The following is a 1,446-nucleotide window of genomic DNA, read 5'->3' as shown; positions in this document are numbered from 1 at the left end:
CCCTCAGGTCACCCAGGTGACCTGAGGGTCTGACATGTCCGGTGCCACGCAGCGTCAGGCAAGCTCCAGGTAAAGGCCACCCCAACCCCATATGTGGAGAGTATGACCTTTTTGCGAGGTATGCGGGATGAAACTACCGACTTAGGGTCACCTTCACCTACATACCCCAGGGGGGCAACGTGACCATCCACAGCAACCGCCGTCGGCTGATCGTCGGCACCGGTATCGCAATCGTCCTCGCAGCGGCACCGGCCGCGGCGGCGACGGCGTCGACACCGCTGGAGCCGGCGTCCGCGCCGGTCGCCGGCGCGGCCGTCGAGGACTCGTACATCGTCGTGCTCGACAACGACGACGTGGCCAGGACGCAGGTCAAGAGCGCGGCAAGCAGCCTCGTGCAGGAGTACGGCGGCAAGGTGGTCCGCTCGTACAGCAACGCCGTGCGCGGGTTCGCCGCGACGATGACCGCGGCCGACGCCAAGCAGCTCGAGGCCGACCCGTCGGTCGCGTACGTCGAGCAGAACCAGGTGGTCACGGCGACCGCCACCCAGACGCCGGTGCCCTCCTGGGGGCTGGACCGCATCGACCAGCGGGCGCTGCCGCTCGACAACTCGTACACCTACGCGAGGACGGGCGCCGGGGTGAAGGCGTACATCATCGACACGGGCATCCTGACCACCCACCAAGACTTCGGCGGCCGCGCGATCCACGGCAGGGACACCGTGAGCAACGACAACAACGCCACCGACTGCCAGGGGCACGGCACGCACGTCGCCGGCACCGTCGGCGGTACGTCCTACGGCGTGGCCAAGAACGTCACGCTCGTCGCGGTCCGCGTGCTCGACTGCAGCGGAGGCGGCACCACCGCAGGCGTCATCGCGGGGATCGACTGGGTGACCGCCGACCACGCCGCCGGCCAGCCGGCCGTGGCCAACATGTCGCTCGGCGGCGGGTTCTCGCAGGCCCTGAACGACGCCGTCACGAGGTCGGTCGCGGACGGTGTCACCTACGCGGTCGCCGCGGGCAACGAGACCGGCACGAACGCCTGCACCCGTTCGCCCGCCTCCACCCCGACGGCGATCACGGTCGGTGCCACCACGAGCACGGATGCCCGTGCCTCGTACTCGAACATCGGCACCTGCCTGGACATCTTCGCGCCGGGTTCCGGCATCACGTCGGCCTGGTACAACAGCCCCACTGCCACCAACACCATCAGCGGAACCTCGATGGCCACGCCGCACGTCGCGGGCGCCGCTGCCCTCGTGCTCAGCGCCAACCCGGGCGCCACGCCGGCCCAGGTCGGCACCACGCTGAACAACGCCGCCGTGACGGGCGTCGTGACCAACCCGGGCTCCGGTTCGCCCAACCGGCTGCTGAACGTCAGCGGTCTCTGAGGGTAGGCGACCTCGTACGTGTCAGACCCTCAGGTCACTCGGGTGACCTGAGGGT

1 protein-coding gene is annotated in these 1,446 nt (G+C 69.4%); it reads left to right on the top strand.

Going from position 1 to position 1,446, the window contains the following annotated elements:
• The first annotated feature begins 179 nt into the window (after window positions 1–179).
• Window positions 180–1,391, top strand: coding sequence for a S8 family peptidase (locus ACFWE2_RS25340; RefSeq protein WP_377226970.1), 1,212 nt, complete (start codon window positions 180–182; stop codon window positions 1,389–1,391).
• Window positions 1,392–1,446 lie beyond the last annotated feature (55 nt).

The sequence above is a fragment of the Promicromonospora sp. NPDC060271 genome, from assembly GCF_042726755.1.
Lineage (GTDB): Bacteria > Actinomycetota > Actinomycetes > Actinomycetales > Cellulomonadaceae > Promicromonospora.
The sequence above is the reverse complement of the archived record's forward strand: the minus strand, read 5'-3'. Positions and strand labels throughout refer to the sequence as shown.